A 20,492-nucleotide genomic window follows, 5' to 3' on the forward strand; every position below is an offset into this window, starting at 1 on the left:
GTTACCGCAGGGACGCGAGCACGGGCTCCAGCTCCTCCGGCGCGTGCCACAGCGGCAGCCGCAGATGCGTCCGGAACCCGTCGTAGACCGAAAACGCGGGCCCCGGCGCCAGTTTCACCCCCGTGGCGAGCGCCCGCTGGGCCAGGCGCACGGCGTCTTCGCCGGTGTCGGTCCACAGCCCGGTGCCGCCGGCCGGCCGCGTCCAGCGCCAGTGGGGGAACAGCCGGCCGAGCACGTCCACAGTGGACTCCAGGCGCGCGGTGAGCAGCGTGCGCCGGGCTTCCCGGGCTTCGGCGGCCCGCCGGAGCAACCCGACGGCGAGCAGCTGGTCGACGACCGAGCAGCCCAGGTCGATCGCCTTGCGGGCCTCGACCAGCCGGGCGACCGTCGGCGCGTCCGCGCGGATCCACCCGATCCGCACGCCGCCCCAGAACAGCTTCGACGCGGTGCCGATGCTCACCAGCAGCTCCGGTGGCACGTGTGCGGCCAGCCCTGGCGCCGTGCCGCGGAACACCAGGTCGGCGCTGCTGCGGTCCTCCACGGTGCGCAGACCGGCGGCCGTGACGAGCTCGCCGAGCTCACGCCGCGCGGCCGCGGGCATGCGCTCGCCGGTCGGGTTGTGTACGGACGGCTGGCAGTACAGCAGCGCGGGGGAGCGGCGCAGCGCGGCGCGCAGGTGGTCGCGGTCGATCCCGCCCGCGCTCCAGCGGATGCCCCGCAGCCGGGTCCCGGCGCCGGCGAACGCTTCGAGCGCGCCGCGGTAGCTCGGTTCCTCCACCAGGACCAGATCACCCGCCGCGACCAGCGTGTTGGCCACGAGCCACACGGCCTGCTGGGCGCCGGCGGTTACCACGACCTGCTCCGGGGCGGTGGGCACGCCGTCGTCGGTGAGCAGCCGGGCGATCGTGGCCCGCAGCCGCGGGACGCCGGCGGGGAAGTAGCCGTCAGTGTCGAGATAGGGCACCAGATCGGCGGGGCCGAGCGCGGCGAGCGCGTCCGCGGTCAGGGCCGAGCCGGGCAGGGCGCCGCTCGACAGGTCCGCCGGCGCCGCCGCACCGGTGAACGAGACGAGCCGGCCACCCGGCACGCCCGGGCCGCCGGGCTGGCGCCGCCGCACCCGGGAGCCGGAGCCGGCTTCGGCCGTGAGGAGCCCGTCGGCCGCCAGCCGGTCGTACGCCGAGGTCACCGTGCCCCGGGAAATGCCGAGTGCTCGCGCGAGCGGCCGCTGTGCCGGCAGGACGGCGGCTTCGGGCAGCACGGCGGAGTCGACCAGCTCGGCCAGCGTGGTGGCGAGCGCGGCCGGGAGCGTGGGGCCGCCGCCGCGCCACGCGCCGAGTAGCCGAGCCAGTTCGGCGGTCTCGACCCGGTGCATGGGCACCTCCTTCACCAGCCAGTTTGGACCACTTCCGGCCAACTGGCCCAGCGGCGGCGCCCGCGGGGGGCGACGATGGCGGGCATGGCCACGGTCTGCCTCGTCGGCACCCTCGACACGAAACACGCCGAATACGACTGGCTGCGCACCCGCCTCGAAATCGACGGGGTGCACACGCTGCTGGTCGACGCCGGTTCGTCGGCGTCCGACGGCGCCGACGTGCCCGCCGAGGAGGTGGCCCGCGCCGCCGGCGTCGACCTCGCGTCACTGCGGGGAGACCGCGGACGCGCCGTGGAGACGATGGCGCGCGGTGCGGCGGTGGCCGTGCGACGGCTGTTCGACGAAGGCCGCGTCGACGCCGTCCTGGCGGTCGGTGGCTCGGGCGGCTCGTCGATCGCGGCGGCCGTGATGCGCGAGCTGCCGGTGGGGGTGCCGAAACTGCTGGTCTCCACCATGGCGTCCGGCGACGTGCGCCCGTACGTGGGCGAGACCGACGTGACGCTGATGTACTCCGTGGTCGACATCGCGGGCCTCAACACGGTGTCGAAGACCGTGCTGGGCAACGCGGCGGCCGCGATCGCCGCCATGGCCCGCCACCACGAGACCGGCCGGGAGACCAGCGAGCGGCGGGTGGTCGCGGTGACGATGTTCGGCGTCACCACCCCCGCTGCCGACGAGGCCCGCGCCGAGCTGGAACGGCTCGGCTACGAGGTGCTCGTGTTCCACGCGACCGGATCCGGCGGCCGGGCGATGGAGAAGCTGGTGTCCGACGGCCTGCTGGCCGGTGTCCTCGATCTGACCACCACGGAGCTGGCCGACGAGCTCGTCGGCGGGGTGCTGTCGGCGGGCCCGCACCGGCTGGAGGCTGCGGGGCGAGCGGGCGTGGCGCAGGTGGTCAGCGTCGGCGCGCTCGACATGGTCAACTTCGGCCCGGCCGACACCGTACCGGAGCGGTTCGCGGGCCGGCACCTGCTGGTGCACAACCCGACTGTCACGCTCATGCGGACCACACCGGAGGAATCCGCGGAGCTGGGCACGCTGCTCGGGCGCAAACTCCGGGCGGCACAAGGGCCGGTCTCGGTGTTCCTGCCGCTCGGCGGAGTGTCCGCTGTGGACGTTCCGGACGGCCCGTTCCACGACCCTGCGGCCGACGCCGAGCTGTTCGCCCACCTCACCGAAGCGTTGTCCGGCAGCGCGGTGACCGTGACCCGGCGCGAAGAAGCCATCAACGACGCCGGGTTCGGCGCCGCCGCCGCGAGCGAACTGCACCGGCTCATCGGCGAAGGGAAGTCCTGACGTGGACCGCGAAACAGCGCTGACCCGGCTCACCGCGGCGGTCGCCGAAGGCAGGCCCGTGATCGGCGGCGGCGCGGGCACCGGCCTGTCCGCCAAGGCCGCCGAGGCCGGCGGCATCGACCTGCTGATCATCTACAACTCCGGCCGCTACCGCATGGCCGGGCGCGGGTCGCTCGCCGGACTGCTGGCCTACGGCGACGCCAACGGCATCGTCGTGGACATGGCGCGCGAGGTGCTCCCGGTCGTGCGCGACACGCCGGTACTGGCCGGTGTCAACGGCACCGACCCGTTCCGGCTGATGGGCCCGTTTCTCGACGAGCTCAAGCGGACGGGGTTCGCCGGCGTGCAGAACTTCCCGACGGTCGGGCTGATCGACGGCGTGTTCCGCCAGAACCTGGAGGAGACCGGCATGGGCTACGGCCTGGAGGTCGACCTCGTCGCGCTGGCCCGCGAACGCGACCTGCTCTCCGCGCCGTACGTGTTCGACCCCGAGCAAGCCGCCGACATGACCCGCGCGGGCGCCGACGTGCTCGTGCCGCACCTCGGGCTCACCACGAGCGGCACGATCGGCGCGCGCACTGCCGTCACGCTCGACGAGGCCGTGACCCGTGTGCAGGCGATGCACGACGCCGCCAAGCGGGTGAACCCGGACGTGCTCGTGCTGTGTCACGGCGGCCCGATCGCCGAGCCCGCCGACGCGCAGTACATGCTCGACCACACCGAGGGAATTGTGGGTTTCTTCGGCGCTTCCTCGATCGAACGGCTCCCGGCCGAGCGCGCGATCCGTGAGCAGACGGAAGCTTTCCGCGCCCTGCGGCGGTGATCGCCGGCGTGTGAGCGCCATCTCAGATCACGGGACGGGGCTTTCTTCGCACGGCCGGAATCAGTTACCTTCATCAACAGGTCATGAGTGCCAGCGTTCAGCCCCGGCTTGCTGGCCGGCAACCCTCCTACCGCGGTGGGGTGCCCCGGGTGAAGACCGGGCCGGTCGTGTTGTGCGACGGGCAAGCGCGGGCCCCTCGCCGGGGGTCCCCCGGACTGCCGAGGAGGCACCGCCATGACTCTCGCTCTGGACCGCACCGCTGAAAACACCGAAACCGTTGCCGCACAGGGGATTCCCGGCGTCGCGGGGGCGGCGCTGCGGGTGCCGCTGGTGACCGGCGGCGAGATCGGCTACGCGAACCTCGACCACGCCGCGAGCGCGCCGTGTCTCGACGCGGTCCGCTCCGCCGTCGACGAGTTCCTGCCCTGGTACGCGAGCGTGCACCGCGGCGCGGGCTTCGCTTCGCAGGTGTCCACGCGCCTTTACGAGCGCACGCGCGACATCCTGCGCCGGTTCGTCGACGCGCGTGCCACCGACACCGTCGTGTTCACCCGCAACACCACGGATTCCTTCAACCTGCTGGCGCGTTCGCTGCCGCGGCGCACGTCCGTGGTCGTGTTCGACACCGAGCACCACGCGGCCCTGCTGCCTTGGCGCGGCCCGAATGTGCGCCGCGTGCAGCTGCCGCGCACGCGCCTGGCCGCGGTGTCCGTTGTGGACGAAGCGCTGGCCGCCTGCCCGGAGGGACCGCGGCTCGTGGTGGTCACCGGAGCGTCCAACGTGACCGGCGAGCTGCTGCCGGTGGCCGAGATCGCCGCCGTGGCACGGAAGCACGGCGCCCGGGTGGCGCTGGACGCCGCACAGCTCGCGCCGCACCGCCGGATTTCCCTGCGGGAGCTGGACGTCGACTACGTCGCGCTTTCGGGGCACAAGGTCTACGCGCCCTTCGGCGCCGGCGCGCTCATCGGCCGGTCCGACTGGCTGCGCGCCGCCGAGCCGTACCTCGCCGGCGGGGGAGCGACGAAGCTCGTGACCGAGGACGCCGTGGTGTGGAACACCGGTGCCGAGCGGCACGAGGCCGGTTCGCCGAACACCGTCGGCGTCTACGCGCTCGGCGTCGCGTGCGAGCAGCTGTCCGCGCGCTGGGCCGCCGTGGGCGAGCACGAGGCCACGCTGCTGGAGCGGCTGCGCAAGGGCCTGTCCGGCGTGCCCGGCTGCGCCGAGCTGCGCCTGTTCGACGCGCCGGTGGACCGCGTGGGCACGGTGAGCTTCATCGTCGACGGCTTCGAACCCGGCTGGCTCGCCGCGGTCCTTTCGGCCGAGTACGGCATCGGCGTACGCGACGGCGCGTTCTGCGCCCACGTCGCCACCAAACGCCTCATCGGCGAATGCGGCCGCGACGGGCAGCAGGCCGTGCGCGTGAGCCTCGGCCTGGGCAGCACCGAGGAGCACGTGGACCGCCTCGTGTTGGCGCTGCGCCAGATCGTCGCCCGCGGCGCCCGCTGGGAGTACACGAAGGTCGACGGCCGCTGGGCCCCGGTGGGGGACCCGCGGGAGCTGCCGCCGTTCTGCGCCTGAGCCCGCTCGCTACCCTCGGCGCGTGGGGAGATCTTGGGGTTTCTGGGTTCCGCTCGCACTGCTGGGCTTCGCCGAGCTGATCCTGGCCGCGGTGCGGCTCGCGGCCGGTGCCGGTTCTGCCGTGGGCGAGTTCGTGAACCTGTCCGCGGTGCCGATGGACCGCGTGCACGTGGACTACTTCGGCACGGCCATCGGCGGTGAGCAGTTCCTGAGCCAGGATTCGCTGCCCGCGCCGGCCTCCACGTCGGCGCTGGGCTGGCCGATCGCACTCGCGCTGGTCGTGGCGATCGTGCTCTTCGGCTATGCGCGAGCCGGGACCAGGCCGAAACCCGGCCGGATCGCCCTGGTCCTCGCCGGCGGTGTGCTGGCGGTGCCCGTGCTCGACCTCGCCGCCTACGCCCAATTCGACCTCGACGCCGACGCCCGCGGCCCGGCGCTGGCCGCCGTGGGGCTGGTGGTGCTGGCGGGGTACGAGCGCAGTCTCCTGGTCCTCGCGGTCACAGTGGGCTTCGTGGCGGTGGCGGTGCTGCTACCGGGGGTCGCGGGGGTGGTTTCGTCGGCAGTGGTGCTGCTCGCGGCGGCGTTTCTGGTGGTCGCCGGACCCGTGAAGGGGCGTTCGCGGCCTGCCGCCGCGAACGGGTGAGGCCGGGGCGTGGACAATGGGGGCGTGAGCACCGAGCCCTCCTCGTCCGAACACGATCTGTCCGAGCCCGGTTCGCCCGAACCCGGCCGGCCCGAAGGCGCGCCCGCCGTCGAACCGGCGGTGAGCGGTGACGCGGCCTCAGCGGTCTCGGAGGAGCCCGAAGCGCCCGTGGTGCTGCCCAAGCGCCGGGTCGGGCTGGTGTTCGCGGTCGCGGCCCTGATCTGGGTGATCGACCTGGTGTCGAAGAACCTCGTGGCGGCCAACCTCGAGGGCAAGGAGCCGGTGCGCGTCCTCGGCGGGCTCATCTACCTGCAGGTGATCCGTAACCCCGGTGCCGCGTTCTCGATGGCCACGGGCATGACGTGGGTGCTCGCGCTGGTCGCGGCGGCCGTGGCCGTCGCCATCATCTGGCTCTCGCGGCGGCTGCGCAGCGTCGGCTGGGCCATCGGCCTCGGCCTGGTGCTCGCGGGCGCGCTCGGCAACCTCACCGACCGCATCTTCCGGGCCCCCGGCCCGCTGCGCGGCCACGTCATCGACTTCATCTCGGCCTTCGCCCCCAACGGCGAGGGCTTCGCGATCTTCAACATCGCCGACTCCGCGATCTGCTGCGGCGGCGTGCTCATCGTGCTGCTGTCGCTGCTGGGCAAGGACTACGACGGCACCTCGACCCGCGACAAGAACAGCAAGAAGGAGACCGCGTGACCGCGCGCCTGCTGCCCGTCCCCGACGGGCTCGACGGCATGCGCGTCGACGCCGGCCTCGCCAAGCTACTGGGCCTGTCCCGCACGGTGGTGGCGGAGCTCGCCGAAGCCGGGGACGTACTGGTGGACGGCCGGCCCGCCGGCAAGTCCGACCGCCTGACCGCCGGCGGCCTGCTCGAAGTGACGCTGCCGGAGCCGGAGTCCCCGATCCAGGTCGTCGCCGAGCCCGTGGAGGGCATGAAGATCCTCCACGACGACGACGACATCATCGTGATCTCCAAGCCGGTGGGCGTCGCCGTGCACCCGAGCCCCGGCTGGACCGGGCCGACGGTCGTCGGCGGCCTGGCCGCCGCGGGCCTGCGAATCTCGACCTCGGGCGCCGCCGAACGCCAGGGTGTGGTGCACCGGCTCGACGCGGGCACCACCGGCGTGATGGTGGTGGCCAAGAGCGAGCACGCGTACACGGTGCTCAAGCGCGCGTTCAAGGAGCGCACCGTCGACAAGGGCTACCACGCCGTGGTCCAGGGCCACCCGGACCCGACGCGCGGCACCATCGACGCGCCGATCGACCGCCACCCGCGCCACGACTACAAGTTCGCCGTGGTCGCGGGCGGACGCCCGAGCGTGACGCACTACGAGGTGGTGGAGGCGTTCCGAGCCGCGTCGCTGGCCCACGTGAAGCTCGAGACGGGCCGCACGCACCAGATCCGCGTGCACTTCTCCGCGCTGCGCCACCCGTGCGCGGGCGACCTGACCTACGGCGCCGACCCGGTGCTGGCGCGCCACCTCGGCCTCACGCGGCAGTGGCTGCACGCCCGAACCCTCGGCTTCGCGCACCCGGCCGACGGCCGCTGGGTCGAGTTCGAGGCCGAGTACCCCGACGACCTCGCCCGCGCGCTGGAGATCCTGCGCGAGGAGAGCTACTAGCCCTCGACGGCCCAGGTCAGCGTGCGGTCGTCCGGCTCAGGGCGGGGGCTCCAACGGACCGAGACCACGCGCGTCGTGTCCGGGATGACGTAGACGGTGTGGCCGCCGAGCGTCTCGCCGGGCCGCACGCCGATCTTGTGCGGCGGCCGGGAGGTCAGCGACACGGGCGCCTTGGCGACCGTCGTGCCGTCGGCCGTGACGAGCTCCAGATAGTTGTCCGGCAGCGACGCGAACGGCACGTTGCCGCGGTTGGTGATCTCGGTGTGCACGACCACCGCCCGCTCGCCCGCGTCGAGCCGGTAGCCGGCGGCGCCGAACAGGTAGTCGGCAGGGTCCTGCACTTCCAGCAGCTGCACGGTGAGCTGCTCGCCTTCGAGCCCCTGCGTCGCGAGCGTCTCGCCGATCCGGCCGCGTTTGCCCTCGGCGGGCCCTGCGCGGCGCGGTTCGTCGCCGCGCGCCCAAGACGCCGTCTGCGGCACCCCCCACGTGCTCAACGCGGGGTCGAGCGGGGGCGGTGCAGCCGCGTACGCGCCGGACGGCACGCCATAGGAACCCGAAGGGACTCCGTACGGGCCGGACGGCACGCCGTGCACGGGTCTCGACGGTCCACCGTGGACGGACGGCGCACCCGGCGTTCCGGGTCCGTTCCCGGGACGCGGAACGGGGGCGCTCGGTGGGGCCGCGGCCGGAAGTCCTTGTCCCGTCGGCATCCCGGGACCCGCTCCGTCCGGCATGCCCGGGCCGGGCCGTCCGCCGGGCGCGGCGACGGGCATCGCCCCCGAGGGCGGCGGGGCCTGCTGCCACGACGGCGGCGCCCCCGCGATCGCCGCGCGCAGCCCGGCCGGGTCGCTCTCCACGCCCACGAGCAGCGGCAACCCGCTACCGGACAAGGCAACCAGGCGGTAGGCGACCTCACGCGGGTCCATGCCCACCTTCGCGGCGAGGTCGTGCACGGCCGTTTTGCCCACCTCGGCGAGGGCGGCGAGCAGGCGGACATCGGCGGGATCGGTCACGGCCACTCGGGGAACGCTACCTTCCGGGCCGCTCCGGGCGAGGCCGGGCCGCGTCGCCCGGTCCGGTGGCCCCAGCCCGGTTTCGGTGGCTCCGGGTATCCGGAACGGCACGGATCCGCCGTTCACCATGGGTGAACGGGACGCTCGTGCCGGAACGCCACCCCGGGGCCTGGGTCTCCATTAGGGTCGGAATCGCACGGCACCACCGAACCCCGGGAGTCCGCACCCATGACCGTCGTCACCGATCTCGCCGACGAGCTCGTCGACGAGATGTTCGGCTTCGAACCGCTCTCCGCCGCGATCCTGGGCATCAAGCCCGACGCGCCGGGGCTCGGCGACCCGAGCGCTGCCGCCGAAGCCGCATACCGCGAGCGGCTCGCCGGGCTGCTGGAGCGCGCGCGGGCGATCGAGGCCGGCGAGCTCGACGCGACGGACCGCGTCACGCGCGAGGTGGTGATCAACTCGATCGAGGGCAAGCTCGACCTCATCGACAGCCACTTCGGCGAGTTCACCGTGACCGACCTGTTCGTCGGACCCGCGGCGGGCCTGCTCTCGGCGCTGCCGATGGTGCCCGTGCTGCCGGGGGACAAAGCCGCCGTCCACCTCGACCGGCTGGCCGGGATCCCGGCCTTCCTGCGCGCGGTCGCGCTGCGGCACCGCGAGGGCATCGAGGCCGGGCTGGTGCCGGTCGAACGGCTGGTGAAGGGCGCGATCGCCCATGTCGACCGCTACCTCGCCGAGCCGGCGGGCGACCCGCTGCTGCGCCAGCCGGCGCCGGACGCGGGGTTCGCGAGCCGGCGTGAGGAGCTGCTGCGCGACGTCGTGCGCCCGGCGTTCAAGGAATACCGCGACTTCCTCGAAGCCGAGGTGCTCGCCCACGGCCGGCCCGACGACCGCGTGGGCGTGTCGTGGCTGCCCGGCGGGGACGAGATCTACGCGCGCCTCGCGCGCATGCACACCACCACCGACCGTTCGCCGCAGGAGCTGCACGACACCGGCCTCGAGGTGATCGCGGGCCAGGTCGAGCAGTACCAGGCACTGGGCGAGCGCGTGTTCGGCACGCGCGACCTGCAGGAGATCTTCGAGCGGCTGCGCACCGACCCGAAGCTGCGCTGGACGAGCGCCGAGGAGCTGCTCGACACCGCGCGCTCGGCCATCACGCGCGCGGCGGCCGAGTCGCCGAAGTGGTTCGGCACGATCCCGCCGCAGCCGTGGACGGTCGAGGCCGTGCCGGAGGACTCCGCGCCCGGCGCACCGCCCGCGTACTTCATGCCGCCGGCCGTCGACGGCTCGCGCCCGGGCACCTACTTCGCCAACACCTACGAGGCCACCGAACGGTTCCGGCACACCGCCGAGGCCACGGCGTTCCACGAGGCGATCCCGGGCCACCACTTCCAGCTGAGCACCGCGCTCGAGCTCACCGACCTGCCGCTGCTGCGCCGCCTCGGCGATTTCAACGCCTACGTGGAGGGCTGGGGTCTCTACACCGAGCGCCTCGCCGACGAGATGGGCCTGTACTCCGACGACGTCTCGCTGCTCGGCATGCTCACGCTGGAGTCGATGCGCGCCGGGCGGCTCGTGGTCGACACCGGGCTGCACGCGCTGGGCTGGACCCGGCAGCAGGCCGTGGACTACCTCGTCGGCAACACGCCCATGGGCCGGTTGGAGATCGAGGCCGAGGTCGACCGCTACATCGGCTACCCGGGCCAGGCGCTCGCGTACCTGGTGGGGCGCCTGGAGATCCAGCGGATCCGTGCCGCCGCCGAGACCCGGCTGGGCGGTGAGTTCGACGTCCGCGCGTTCCACGATGTGGTGCTCTCCGGCGGCGCGCTCCCGCTGTCGGTGCTCGACACCGTGGTCGCGCAGTGGGTCGCCGGCCACGGGGACACCGTCGCGGGCCTGGCCGAAGACCTGTTGGAGCTCGAGTTCGAACGCGAGCCGCTCGTGCGCACGATGTACGGCTTGCCCGGCGACCACGGCGCGCTGCCCGACCCGAGCCTCGCCGCGACTGCGAGCTTCCGCGCCCGCTTCGCCGACCTCGCCGACCGTGCGGAGGCCATCGACCGCGCCGGCCTTTCGGCCACGGACGCCGTGACGCGCGACGTGGTGATCGCCCGCGCCCGCGGCGTCGTCGACACGCTCGACTCGAGACTGCCCGGGTTCGCCGTGAGCGACGGGTTCAGCTCGCCCGCGCTGAACCTCGTCACCACTCTCTCGGCGATGGTGCCGGACGACGAGGAGAAGGCGCGGGGCTACCTGCGCCGGCTCGCGGGCTACGGCGGCTACCTCGACGCGGTGATCGAGGCCCAGCGCGCCACCCTGGCCGACGGGTTCGCGCCGCCGGACTTCCTCGTGCGCGTGGGCATCGAGTACGTCGAGCGCTACCTCGCCGCCGGGGACGCCGACCCGCTGCGCGTCAGCCCGGCCATCGAGATCGCGGGGTTCGCGGAGGAACGCGACCGGCTGCTGGCCGAGGTCGTGCACCCGGCGTATGCGCGCTACCGTGCGTTCCTGGCCGACGAGGTGGCGCCGCTGGCCAAGCCCGAGTCGGAGCCGGGCATCGGGCACCTGCCGGGCGGGCAGGAGAAGTACCAGGGCCTGATCCGCGCCGAGACCACCACCGACCGCACGGCGCAGGACCTGCACGACACGGGTCTGCGGATCGCCGAGAAGCTGGCGGGGGAGTACCGCGAGCTGGGCGGGCGGGTGTTCGGCACCGAGGACCTCGCCGAGATCTTCGAGCACCTGCGCAGCGACCCCGAGCTGCGCTGGCGCGACGGCGAGGAGCTGCTGGCCGGCGCGCGCGCCGCCATCACGCGGGCGGAAGCCGTTGCGCCGCAGTGGTTCTCACGCGTGCCCGCGGCGAAGTGCGTGGTGGCGCCGGTGCCCGAGGCCGACGCGGCCAGCGGCACCATCGCCTACTACCTGCCCGCGTCGCTCGACGGCTCGCGGCCGGGCACGTACTACGCCAACACCCACGAGGCGAGCTCGCGGCCGCGGTTCACCAGCGAGGGGATCGCGTTCCACGAAGCCGTGCCGGGGCACCACTTCCAGCTCTCGTTCGCGCAGGAGCTCACGGACCTGCCGCTGCTGCGGCGGCTGGTGCCGTTCAACGCCTACATCGAGGGCTGGGGCCTCTACTCCGAGCGGCTGGCCGAGGAGATGGGCCTGTACTCCGACGACGTCACACGCCTGGGCATGCTCACGCAGGACTCGATGCGCGCCGCCCGCCTCGTGGTCGACACGGGCCTGCACGCGCTGGGCTGGACCAGGCAGCAGGCCGTGGACTACGCCGTGGCCAACACGCCGATGGCACGGATCGAGATCGAGGCGGAGATCGACCGCTACGTCGCGAACCCGGGCCAGGCGCTCGGCTACATGGTGGGGCGCCTGGAGATCGAGCGCGTGCGCGCCGCGGCCGAGGAGGCGCTGGGCGCGGACTTCGACATCCGCGAGTTCCACGGCGTGGTGCTGGGCAACGGGAACCTGCCACTGTCCACACTGGACACGCTCGTGACCGGGTGGATCGCCGCCAGGCAGGCGGAGAGCGCGCGGTGACCTGGCTCGACCTGTCCGAGGACACGGACTTCGGGCTCGACAACCTGCCCTACGGCGTGTTCTCCCGCGGCGGCGAGCCCGAACGCCGCGTCGGCGTGGCGGTGGGCGAGCACGCGCTCGACCTGTCGGCGGCGGCCGAGGAAGCGGCGGCGCCGTTCGCACAGCTGCTCACGAGCGGCGTGCTCAACCCGCTGCTGGCGGCCGGGCCCGCGACGTGGCACGACGTGCGCGAGCAGGTGCGGGAGTGGCTCACGGCCGAGCGCTACGCCGGCCAGGTGCGCCCGCACCTCGTGCCGCGCACGGAGATCACGAACCACCTGCCGTTCGAGGTCGCGGACTACGTCGACTTCTACTCGAGCGAGCAGCACGCGATCAACGCCGGGCGGATCTTCCGCGGCGCCGACGACGAGCTGATGCCGAACTGGAAGCACCTCCCGATCGGCTACCACGGGCGCGCCGGCACGGTCGTGGTGTCGGGAACGCCGGTCGTGCGGCCGTCGGGGCAGCGCAAGCCGCGCACGGCCACGGAGCCGTCGTTCGGGCCGTCGCGGCTGCTCGACATCGAGGCCGAGGTCGGCTTCGTGGTGGGCACCCCGTCGACGCTGGGCACGCGGGTGCCGGTCGAGGACTTCGCGAAGCACGTGTTCGGCGTGTGCCTGGTCAACGACTGGTCGGCGCGCGACATCCAGGGCTGGGAGTCGCAGCCGCTGGGGCCGTTCCTCGGGAAGTCGTTCGCCACGTCGGTGGCGCCCTGGATCGTGCCGCTGGCCGCGCTTGAGCACGCGCGCGTGCCGCAGCCGACGCAGGATCCGGAGCCGCTGGAGTACCTGCGGGTCACCGAGCCGTGGGGGCTGGACCTGGCGCTGGAGATCCGGATCAACGGCCACCTCGTGTCGAGCCCGCCGTTCGCCACGCAGTACTGGACGGCGCCGCAGCAGCTCGCGCACATGACCGTGAACGGCGCGAGCCTGCGGACCGGCGACTTGTACGCGTCGGGCACCGTCACCGGCGCGGCCAAGGAGCAGCGCGGGTCGCTGCTGGAGCTGAGCTGGGGCGGGCGCGAACCGTTCGCGCTGGGCGACGGCGAGACGCGGACGTTCCTCGAAGACGGCGACGAGGTCTCGATCAGCGCCACCGCGCCCGGGCCGGCCGGCAGCCGGATCGGCTTCGGGGAGGTGGCCGGGCGGGTCGTGCCCCGCTAGGCCGGGAGGTTCCGCTCCCGTCGCGACCACCGGCGCCGCACCGTGAGAGCTCCGTCGGAGTGCCGCATGGGTGCGAGGAGAGCGGCGTGCAACTGCTGCGGACGGTGCCCGACAACCCCTGCGCGTTCGCGCCGCAATCCGTGGTGGCAGCACGCGAACACCCCAAGGGGCCGTACCCGCGTGGGCACGGCCCCCGAGGCGCGCAGGCAGATCCGCGCAGCCGAAAACTCCGAGGTGATCGGGGATGGAGTGATCACACGGAGTCGAGGTCGGCACTCCCTCGGGCCAGTGCCGCCCGGCTGACGCCCAGCACGCAGCCCAGCGACAGCAACGACACCAGACAGACGTAGACGGCGACCGAGACGACCGAGCCGGTGGCCCGCACCAGTGAAGCCGCGATGATCGGCGCGAGCGCGCCGCCCAGCAGGACACCGATCTGGAAACTGGTCGACGCGGCGCTGAACCGGACCCGGGCGTCGAACATCTCGACGATGAAGGTGGCCTGCGGCCCGTAGCTGATGCTGAAGAAGACCGCGCCCACGAGGTAGGCCGCCATCACGGCGGCGAAGTTGCCGCTCGCGACCGCGAGGATCGTCGGGTAGATCCACGCCGCCATCGCGGCGAGGCCGATCAGGATCATGCGGCGCCTGCCGAACCGTTCGCTCATCGAGCCGAAGTACGGCAGTGCCGCGCACGCGACCACGCCGGAGACCATGATGGCGGTGAGCAAGGAGGCCCGGTCGATGGTTTTCGCCGAGGCGGCATAGCTCAGGGCGTAGGCGTTGACGATGTAGTAGTAAGCACCGGTGCTGACCATCGACCCGATGGCGAGCAGGATCTGCTTGGGGTACGCGCGGATCGCGGTGATCAGCGGCGCGCGCTGAGCCTCGTTGCGTTCACGGACCTTCTCGAACACCGGCGTCTCGCGCAGCTGCAACCGCACCACGAGCCCCACGGCCACCAGCACGATGCTGATGAGGAACGGAATCCGCCAGCCCCACGCCATGAACTGCTGCTCGGGCAGCTGCGAAACCAGCAGGAACACCAGCGTGGACAGCACCAGCCCGGCCGGGACGCCGATCTGGGGGAGGCTGCCGTAGAGGCCGCGCTTGCGGGGCGAGGCGTATTCCACGGCCGTGAGCACGGCGCCGCCCCATTCGCCACCGACTCCGAAGCCCTGCACCAGGCGCAACAGCACCATGAGGATCGGCGCCCACACGCCCACTTGCGCATACGTCGGCAGCACGCCCATGAGGAAGGTCGCGAACCCCATCATGGTCAGCGACAGGACCAGCATCTTCTTGCGGCCGATCCGGTCGCCGAAGTGGCCGAGGATGATCCCGCCGATCGGCCGGGCCCCGAACCCGATCGCGAAGGTGGAGAACGCGAGCAACGAGCCGGCGAGCGGGTCCGCGGATGGAAAGTACAGCGGTGCGATGACCAGGGCGGCGGCGATCCCGTAGAGCTGGAAGTCGTACCACTCGATGGTCGTGCCGATCAGCACCGACAGGGCGACCCGCCGCATCGGTGGACGAGCTTGGGGCGACGGCCCCGCGGAAGCACCCTCCGCGGTCGCGGATCTCGATGTGCTCGGTGACCGGTCCGGCGTCAGCTCACTCGCCATGTACCTCTCCTCGTCGTTTTGGGGGCGGCGGGAAGCGCCGTCCGAACCCGATGACTGCATTGGCATCCAGGAGCGAGGGCGGCCGCGTGGCTGTGGCTGAGTCGGCCGTTCGCGAGATCGATCGGCCGGAGTCGGCCGATCGACGGTTAATTAACGTTCATTAATGGGTGGAAAAGGACGATAGTCTGGAGCTGTGACCAAGTCAACGGCCGTCTCGCCGCAGGCCGTGCACGAAGCCGCTCGCGATCTGTTCGCGAGCCGGGGCTACAGCGGCACCTCGATGAAGGACATCGCGCAGGTCTTGGCGGTCTCCGCGCCGAACCTCTACAACCACGTCACGTCCAAGCAGGATCTCCTCTACCGGATCATGGACGTGGCGATGGACCGCGCCCTGGCCGCGCTCGCCGCCGCCCTCGACGGGGTGACCGACCTGGCGGACCAGCTGCGGCGGGCCACCGAGGTGACGGTGCTGGACTTCCTCGAGAACCCCGCCGAGGTCACGGTCTGCAACAGCGAGATCCGCAACCTGGAGACACCGTTGCGCCAGGCCATCATCGACAAACGTGACGCCTACGGCGCGCAGATCCTCGCCATCGTCGACCGCGGGTGCGCGCAAGGCCGGTTCGACGTGCCCGAACCGCGGGTCGCCTCGTTCGCGATTCTGGAGATGGGCAACAACGCGAAGGCCTGGTTCCACCCGGACGGTCACTACACCGCGGCCGAAGTGGCCGCGCTCTACGGCACTTTCGCCCTGCGGATCGTCGGCTGCCGGCCCGCGCAGCCGTGATCCGTGCGGGCGGTGGTCGCGCGGGTCGTGCCCCGCTGGGCCAAGCGCGCGCTTAGTAGAGAGAACTGCGGAAACATCCCTGGTCGGGGATGGCGGGACAGGGGAGCTTCCTGTCGATTGAGGCTCGGACCTTCCTCTCAGGGCAGGACCAGGGCGCCTGACCTGGAAGGGTGCAGGTCGGCGGCCGCGCCTCCCGCCCGGCGTGCCCTCAGCGGCGACGGGTGCCTCCGGCTGCCCGCGCAAGTCCGCCACCTTCGCCGAACCGGGAAATGCGCGGCTCGGCAGTGATGCGACCTTGATTCGAAGAAAAGAAGCCAGGGTGGGAGAGAATTCCGACTCTCCCGCCCTGGCTTCTTCTTGCCCGGCATGCCGCTCAGTGGTTACCGTGCGGTGCCCAGATCCTGAATTGGCCGCTGTCGTAGAGCAGCCCGAGCAGGTAGAGCATTCCGTCGTAATAACGGGCCCGCCCGGTCGGGATCGGCGTGTTCCAGAAATCCCGGATAAAAGCGTTCTTGTCCGGATTGGTGGCCGAGATCGCGGATGTCGAGTTCATCGCCACGAGCCCCTCGGCGTGCGCGGGTTCGTAGGTGTTCTGGCCGGAGGTCAACGGTGTGCCGTCGAGGTGGTAGCGGCTGACATACGTGCTGACGCCCTGGCCCTGGAAGAAGCGCTCCAGCGTGTTGGAGTACTGCGTCTCCCACGGCTTGACGCCGTACCAGGAAGCGTCGACGTTGGCGTTGGCGATGGCGCGCCACGCGTCTTCCTGGAAGTTGTGGTCATAGGCATTGTCGGTGGCCGTCTCGGTCGGCCGCAGGTAAGGCGTGCCGTCGAAGTGGGCGTAGTCCGGCGCCAAGCCCGTCGCCGGGTTCGCCGCTTTCTGCAGCAGCTTTTCGCCCGCGGTGTAGGCCTTGTCCCACAGCTCGCGATCCGACGGATCGGCCGCGGCGAACACCCTGTAGAACCCGGTGAGGCTGTAGGAGGGATCGGTGTAGCCGACCGCGAACGGCGGCGAGAACGTCGGCAGGGAGGACTGGCGGTCGAACATGTCGACGCCGCCGTGGTCGGACTCGTGCCACATCGCGTGCAGGATCTGCTCCGCCTGCTGCCCGTAGTCGTAAGTCCCACGCCCGTCGCCCCACCGGCCGGACGCGAAGTCGAGCGCCGCGGCGATCCACTGGTCCCCGTCGGGTGCCACGCCGGTGTCGATGATCTTCCCGGTGGTGTCGGTGTGCCAGGCGAAGTAGTACTGCTCGGGCCCGCTCTGGATCTGCATCTTCGTCTTGGCGAAGTTCCACAGCGAGTCGAACTCCTGCTTGTGGCCCAGTTGCACCGCGATCATCATGGCGTAACCCATGCCTTCGGTGCGCACGTCCTGGTTGCCGATGTCCTCGACGTAGGCCAAGTCCGGCGCGAGCTGGTAGTACAGCGTCTGGCCGTCGTAGCGGTTCGCGTCGGTGCCCGGGCTGCCGTGGAAGAGCTGTTGCCAGGTGGCGTTCACCTTGGCATCGACCTGTCTCTTCGAGTACCCGGCGCGGGCGAACGCGTCGGGGTACGGCCCGGCGTGCAGATTTCCGGGTGGATTGTGGGCGGGGAATGGTGCGGCGAATGCGGTCGCGGATACGGAGGACAACAAAGCAGCGGTCGCGAGAATCAGCGTGCTGAGTTTCATCGTCTTGCGCACACGACACCTCCTCGTGTCAGGGCGGGCACGGTGGCTGCGGGGCCGTCGTCAACTTAAGAGGCCGAGATAGAGCGAGTCAATGGCCAACCCCCGCCAGAAATGGGGGAGGTTATTTCAATTATGGGGCTAACCTTGCTAACGTGACCGGAGTGGAAACGCGACAAATGCGCAATCGGCGCACAGTTCTCGCCGCGGCACGATTCGGGCGGCCGACGACTCGTCTCGAGATCGCGCGCATGACGGGCCTCTCGGCGGCCACTGTCTCCGGCCTCGTCGCCGACCTGATCACGGACGGTGTCCTGGTCGAGCTGGCCCAGCGAGTCCCCGCCGCGGGCGTGGCGGGCGGGCGCCCGGCGGCGGCGCTCGCCGTAAACCCGGCGCTGGGCGCGCTGATCGGCATCCACCTGGCCCACGCGGGGGTCCGGATCCTGCTCGCCGGTGTGGACGGCACCGTGCGCGCCGAACACACCCACGACATCGACGTCGAACACCAGCCGGCCGACACCCTCGAGTATGTGGCCTCCACGGCGCTCGACCTCGTCGCGGACCTCGAAATCCCGCACCGGGAGCTGCTGGGCGTCGGGGTGGCGGTCTCGGCTCCGGTGTTGCTGCGTTCGCAGACCCTCAGCTCGCCGCCGATGCTGAGCAATTGGGGGGAGGTCGACATCGCGGCCCGGCTCGGGAAGCGCATGGGCCTGCCGGTGCACGTCGGCAACGACGCCGACCTCGGCGCGCTCGCCGAATGGCGCCTCGGCGCGGCGGCGTCCGCGGACAACTTCGTCTACGTGATGCTGTCCGAGGGGGTCGGCGCCGGCCTCGTCCTGCAGGGCCGGCTCTACGAGGGTGACGCCGGTGCCGCGGGCGAGCTCGGGCACGTCACGGTGGTACCGGACGGGCACATCTGCCGATGCGGCAACCGGGGCTGCCTGGAGACCGTCGTCGGGGCTCGCGCACTCGCCGCCACGCTCGCCCACAGCCACGGCCCCACCTGCAGCTTCGCCGATCTGATCTCCCTGGCGCGCCAGGGAGATCCCGGCGTCCGGCGCCTGCTCGGCGACGCGGGCCGGGCCGTCGGCATCGCGCTGGCCCCCGTCTGCACCGTGCTCAACCCGAAACTGGTCGTCGTCGGCGGCACCCTCGCGCAGACCGGCGAGCCCCTGCTCACCGGTATCAGGGAGACGCTGGCGCGCAACGTTTCGCCGGTCACCAACCGGACGCCGGAGGTTCTCCCGGGTGCGCTCGGCACCGGCGCCGAAGCGCTCGGCGCGGTGATCACGGCGAACCAGTTCGCCGACCTCGGCTGAGAGCCGTCACCAACGCCGATCGCTCGACTCCACGGCGCCGATCGCGTTCGTCACGCACCCTCGCCCCGTGTGCCTTCCGGACCCGAGGCTCTTTCGTACCGGGCGCACGGCTGTGGTTTCCCGGCTTTCGATGGGAGCGCGACGCGCCGAGACGCTGCGGGGTCGACGGAACGCTGGTGGCGATCCGGCGAAATGCCGGCGGCGCCGGTGGCCGGGAGAACGGACGGTCCGGCCATTGCGCGTCGGTGCAGGAGGTGCGGGAAACGTGCCGGCGCCGATGAAGTCGGCGCGGGCGCCGTGTCAGCCGCGAGAGCCCCGGTAGCCTCCACTTAGCGCACGCTTAGCCAGGCTGGCGCGCCGGGCCGTGGGAACGAGGGAGCACGATGAGGATCGGGACGGGCATCAACTACTCCGGCGGGTTCGCCGACAGCGTGGCGGACATCGTCGAGCTGGAGAAGGTCGGGCTCGACATCGCCTTCGTCCCGGAGGCCTACAGCTTCGACGCGGTGAGCCAGCTGGGGTACCTCGCGGCGAAGACCGAGCGCGTGCAGCTGGCGTCGGGGATCTTCCAGATCTATACGCGCACGCCGAGCCTCACCGCAATGACGGCGGCGGGCCTGGACTTCGTGTCCGGCGGCCGGTTCACGCTCGGGCTGGGCGCGTCGGGCCCGCAGGTGATCGAGGGGTTCCACGGCGTGAAGTACGACGCGCCGCTGGCCCGCACGCGCGAGATCGTGGAGATCTGCCGGCAGGTGTGGCGGCGCGAGCGAGTGGTGCACGAGGGCAAGCACTACCCGATCCCGCTGCCGCCGGAGCAGGGCACGGGGCTGGGCAAGCCGCTGAAGCTGATCAACCACCCGGTGCGCGAGCGGATTCCGATCCTGCTGGCGGCGCTGGGGCCGAAGAACGTCGCGCTGACCGCGGAGCTGGCCGAGGGCTGGGAGCCGATCTTCTTCCACCCGGAGAAGGCGAACGACGTGTGGGGCGAGGCGCTGGCCGAGGGCAAGGCCAAGCGCGACCCAGCGCTGGGTGAGTTGGACGTGTTCGCGGGCCCGGCGCTCGCGATCGGTGACGACGTGGAGCACCTGCTCGACCGGATCCGGCCGCACCTGGCGCTCTACATCGGCGGGATGGGCGCGCGCGGCAAGAACTTCTACAACACCCTCGCCCAGCGCTACGGCTTCGAGGCCGAGGCGAAGGAGATCCAGGACCTCTACCTGGACGGCAAGAAGGACGAGGCCGCGGCCGCCGTGCCCCTGGAATTGCTGCGCGCGATCTCGCTCGTGGGCCCCGCGTCGTACGTCAAGGAGCGGGTGGCGGCTTTCGAGGAAGCGGGGGTGACCACCCTTGTGGTCAGTCCACTGCAGCCCGGCCGTGAGGCCCGGGTCGACGCGGTGGCGAAGCTGACGGAGATCATCGGCTGACCTGCGCCGACGCGCCGGTGAGCGGGACGAACCGGAGTCGCTCAGGCGTTCGGTTTATCCTGTCGTAATAGGAAGGTGTGAAGAAGTCGCACCTCGAGCCCAGCGGCGGTGGTGGGAAAACCGTAAATCTGCCTCTGATGGGTCACGTCAGGTGTAGGAACGGTGTTCCGGGGGAACACGAAGGCGAAAGCGAGGTAGGCCTGACTGTGCGCAGAATAGCGGGGCCGGCTGCAGGAGTTCTGGACGTGGGTTCGTTCAGCGCTCGGCTCGTCGTCCTCGAGCCCGGGGGTACGCCGCTGGCCCCCGCCCTGAGCCATCAGACGCGGCTGCGCCTCGACCGTGAGCTCGACAACGACTGCCGGCTGAGCCCGCGTGGGATCGCTGCCATCTCCGCGGCGGTGGCCGACGGGGTGGGCGTGGCGAGGGATCACGGCGTAGGCGACGTGTTCCCGCTGGCGACGTCTTCGATCCGGGACGCGGCCAACGCCACCGAGGTGGTGCGCCGCGTCCGTCGCGACACCGGTGTGGAGCTGCAGTTCCTCTCCGGCCGGCGCGAGGC

General features: G+C 71.9%; 15 protein-coding genes, 1 pseudogene and 1 riboswitch. Of the genes and pseudogenes, 12 read left to right on the plus strand and 4 right to left on the minus strand.

Features of this window, described 5'->3' with window-relative positions:
• Position 1: 1 nt before the first annotated feature.
• On the minus strand, positions 2 to 1,372 hold the full coding sequence (locus AB0383_RS43445; protein ID WP_364186345.1) for a PLP-dependent aminotransferase family protein: 1,371 nt from the start codon (positions 1,370 to 1,372) through the stop codon (positions 2 to 4).
• 84 nt (positions 1,373 to 1,456) lie between these two features.
• Here AB0383_RS43445 and AB0383_RS43450 point away from each other — a divergent pair, with 84 nt between their 5' ends.
• The 6 genes from AB0383_RS43450 (at position 1,457) to AB0383_RS43475 (ending at position 7,340) form a co-directional block, all read left to right on the plus strand.
• The gene (locus AB0383_RS43450; protein WP_364186343.1) at positions 1,457 to 2,668 is read left to right on the plus strand and encodes a Tm-1-like ATP-binding domain-containing protein; all 1,212 of its coding nucleotides are present in this window, start codon (positions 1,457 to 1,459) and stop codon (positions 2,666 to 2,668) included.
• Position 2,669: 1 nt separating this feature from the next.
• Entirely contained in the window at positions 2,670 to 3,491 is an 822-nt protein-coding gene (locus AB0383_RS43455) for a phosphoenolpyruvate hydrolase family protein (protein WP_364186341.1), read from the plus strand.
• A gap of 79 nt (positions 3,492 to 3,570) precedes the next feature.
• Positions 3,571 to 3,685: riboswitch (SAM riboswitch) on the plus strand.
• Positions 3,686 to 3,725: 40 nt separating this feature from the next.
• Positions 3,726 to 5,069 (plus strand): aminotransferase class V-fold PLP-dependent enzyme, encoded by a 1,344-nt coding sequence (locus tag AB0383_RS43460; protein ID WP_364186340.1) that lies wholly within the window; start codon positions 3,726 to 3,728, stop codon positions 5,067 to 5,069.
• A gap of 22 nt (positions 5,070 to 5,091) precedes the next feature.
• Entirely contained in the window at positions 5,092 to 5,712 is a 621-nt protein-coding gene (locus AB0383_RS43465) for a hypothetical protein (protein ID WP_364186338.1), read from the plus strand.
• A 120-nt stretch (positions 5,713 to 5,832) separates the two neighbouring features.
• Positions 5,833 to 6,414 carry a signal peptidase II gene (gene lspA, locus AB0383_RS43470; protein ID WP_364186424.1) on the plus strand — a complete coding sequence of 194 codons (582 nt, stop codon included), beginning with the start codon at positions 5,833 to 5,835 and terminating at the stop codon, positions 6,412 to 6,414.
• Positions 6,411 to 7,340, plus strand: coding sequence for an RluA family pseudouridine synthase (locus AB0383_RS43475; RefSeq protein ID WP_364186336.1), 930 nt, complete (start codon positions 6,411 to 6,413; stop codon positions 7,338 to 7,340). Before lspA ends, AB0383_RS43475 begins: the two co-directional genes overlap by 4 nt.
• Here the strand turns inward: AB0383_RS43475 and AB0383_RS43480 are convergent.
• On the minus strand, positions 7,337 to 8,359 hold the full coding sequence (locus tag AB0383_RS43480; RefSeq protein ID WP_366190318.1) for an AsnC family protein: 1,023 nt from the start codon (positions 8,357 to 8,359) through the stop codon (positions 7,337 to 7,339). The genes AB0383_RS43475 and AB0383_RS43480 overlap by 4 nt on opposite strands.
• A gap of 222 nt (positions 8,360 to 8,581) precedes the next feature.
• Between AB0383_RS43480 and AB0383_RS43485 the strand changes: the two genes are divergently transcribed.
• Both AB0383_RS43485 and fahA read left to right on the plus strand, forming a co-directional pair.
• A complete protein-coding gene (locus tag AB0383_RS43485) occupies positions 8,582 to 11,911 on the plus strand; it encodes a DUF885 domain-containing protein (RefSeq protein ID WP_366190319.1) in 3,330 nt (1,109 codons plus the stop codon).
• Positions 11,908 to 13,113 (plus strand): fumarylacetoacetase, encoded by a 1,206-nt coding sequence (gene fahA, locus AB0383_RS43490; RefSeq protein ID WP_364186332.1) that lies wholly within the window; start codon positions 11,908 to 11,910, stop codon positions 13,111 to 13,113. The genes AB0383_RS43485 and fahA overlap by 4 nt, the downstream gene beginning before the upstream one ends.
• A gap of 253 nt (positions 13,114 to 13,366) precedes the next feature.
• On the opposite strand, the gene AB0383_RS43495 is transcribed toward fahA, so the two are convergent.
• Entirely contained in the window at positions 13,367 to 14,638 is a 1,272-nt protein-coding gene (locus AB0383_RS43495) for an MFS transporter (protein WP_364186331.1), read from the minus strand.
• 292 nt (positions 14,639 to 14,930) lie between these two features.
• On the opposite strand from AB0383_RS43495, the gene AB0383_RS43500 reads away from it, so the two are divergent.
• Positions 14,931 to 15,524 carry a TetR/AcrR family transcriptional regulator gene (locus tag AB0383_RS43500; RefSeq protein WP_364186329.1) on the plus strand — a complete coding sequence of 198 codons (594 nt, stop codon included), beginning with the start codon at positions 14,931 to 14,933 and terminating at the stop codon, positions 15,522 to 15,524.
• Positions 15,525 to 15,897: 373 nt separating this feature from the next.
• Here the strand turns inward: AB0383_RS43500 and AB0383_RS43505 are convergent, their stop codons facing one another.
• Positions 15,898 to 17,205 carry a glycosyl hydrolase family 8 gene (locus AB0383_RS43505; protein WP_364186328.1) on the minus strand — a complete coding sequence of 436 codons (1,308 nt, stop codon included), beginning with the start codon at positions 17,203 to 17,205 and terminating at the stop codon, positions 15,898 to 15,900.
• Positions 17,206 to 17,345: 140 nt separating this feature from the next.
• Here AB0383_RS43505 and AB0383_RS43510 point away from each other — a divergent pair, with 140 nt between their 5' ends.
• The 3 genes and pseudogenes from AB0383_RS43510 to AB0383_RS43520 all read left to right on the plus strand — a co-directional run.
• Positions 17,346 to 18,509 (plus strand): ROK family protein, encoded by a 1,164-nt coding sequence (locus AB0383_RS43510; protein ID WP_364186326.1) that lies wholly within the window; start codon positions 17,346 to 17,348, stop codon positions 18,507 to 18,509.
• A 383-nt stretch (positions 18,510 to 18,892) separates the two neighbouring features.
• Positions 18,893 to 19,933, plus strand: coding sequence for an LLM class F420-dependent oxidoreductase (locus AB0383_RS43515; protein ID WP_364186324.1), 1,041 nt, complete (start codon positions 18,893 to 18,895; stop codon positions 19,931 to 19,933).
• A 206-nt stretch (positions 19,934 to 20,139) separates the two neighbouring features.
• Positions 20,140 to 20,492 (plus strand): annotated as a pseudogene (locus AB0383_RS43520) (exopolyphosphatase); the annotation flags it as partial.

This window comes from Amycolatopsis sp. NPDC051373 (assembly GCF_040689465.1).
Classification (GTDB): Bacteria; Actinomycetota; Actinomycetes; order Mycobacteriales; family Pseudonocardiaceae; genus Amycolatopsis.

Bases quoted from the DNA above. Each gene is read 5' to 3' on its own strand.
- AB0383_RS43445 (WP_364186345.1), bottom strand. From the start codon at position 1,372: ATGCACCGGGTCGAGACCGCCGAACTGGCTCGGCTACTCGGCGCGTGG.
- AB0383_RS43450 (WP_364186343.1), top strand. From the start codon at position 1,457: ATGGCCACGGTCTGCCTCGTCGGCACCCTCGACACGAAACACGCCGAA.
- AB0383_RS43460 (WP_364186340.1), top strand. From the start codon at position 3,726: ATGACTCTCGCTCTGGACCGCACCGCTGAAAACACCGAAACCGTTGCC.
- AB0383_RS43485 (WP_366190319.1), top strand. From the start codon at position 8,582: ATGACCGTCGTCACCGATCTCGCCGACGAGCTCGTCGACGAGATGTTC.
- AB0383_RS43495 (WP_364186331.1), bottom strand. From the start codon at position 14,638: ATGCGGCGGGTCGCCCTGTCGGTGCTGATCGGCACGACCATCGAGTGG.
- AB0383_RS43515 (WP_364186324.1), top strand. From the start codon at position 18,893: ATGAGGATCGGGACGGGCATCAACTACTCCGGCGGGTTCGCCGACAGC.